Raw genomic sequence first — 941 nt, forward strand, 5'->3', positions numbered from 1 at the left:
GCGAGACTTTTACAATTTATTTACCGCGCCAAAACTTGGCAAAATCAGCCAAACTCCATTACACCTGCATAAATAAATAGCAGGTATAAAAGTGCAGGTCCTGCCTATCCATTAGGCCGCTAGGCTTAAACATACAGCAATTTGGGACACTTTTTCTCGTTGCAATTCTGTCACCATGCTCTGAATTCACTATTTACTGTTAAGTAACGTTAGATGCATGAAGTTAAACCTTTTACGATTAAAGCATTACTTGGCGCTAATAAGCTTTTAATAGGCTTCACTTGGGCTTTGGTGTTACTCGAAAATGCGTTGATCGTGTTGATCCCCTTGTTCATGATTTTTATGTTCTGAGCGCCATATTGGTATTGATTGTCGCGTTGGTGGTAGCTAGGCGTAGGTTCTTGATATGAAAATTCGTATTGAAAAAGGCTGGGATTTAGCAAATTCATTGTTAAGTGCTGAATTATATGAAGAAGCATTTGGTTTTAAATTTCTCCGAGCGATACCGAGTAAAAATCAACGTATTAACATTCTTTCAAAAAGTTTCATTCCTGACTATTCATTTGCAGCTTTCGCCGATACAAAAATGGTTGGATTGGCTGGCTTCAAAGTTGAATCCGGCTCTCTGACTGGAGGTATGGGGGCTGCAGAGTTAATCGATCAACTTGGTTTTTTCCGAGGCCTTTGGGCGTGTTTAGTTTTCAGCTTATTTGATCGAGAGCCGGAAGAACTACAATTGGTTATGGATGGTATCGCTGTTGATAGTGCATTCCGCGGGCAAGGTATTGGTTCATTACTACTGGATAACATTATTAGTTATGCGCAAGAGAATAACTTCGAATCAGTGAGGTTAGATGTTATTGAGTAAGCGCATCATAAACCCCGCATTCTAATCCCCTAGCACGAAGAATAAGATCAAGTCTCCAACCATGAGGAGATTT

General features: G+C 40.0%; 1 protein-coding gene. It reads left to right on the forward strand.

What is annotated here, in order from left to right; translation table 11 throughout:
- Positions 1–406 precede the first annotated feature (406 nt).
- Entirely contained in the window at positions 407–868 is a 462-nt protein-coding gene (locus tag Q4519_RS21620) for a GNAT family N-acetyltransferase (RefSeq protein ID WP_303515992.1), read from the forward strand.
- Positions 869–941: the final 73 nt, after the last annotated feature.

This window comes from Motilimonas sp. 1_MG-2023 (assembly GCF_030547455.1).
In the GTDB taxonomy this organism is placed as follows: domain Bacteria; phylum Pseudomonadota; class Gammaproteobacteria; order Enterobacterales; family CBDFNC01; genus Motilimonas.

What these genes read in the sequence shown, in the direction of transcription:
- Q4519_RS21620 (WP_303515992.1), top strand. Translation starts at nt 407, where the DNA reads ATGAAAATTCGTATTGAAAAAGGCTGGGATTTAGCAAATTCATTGTTA.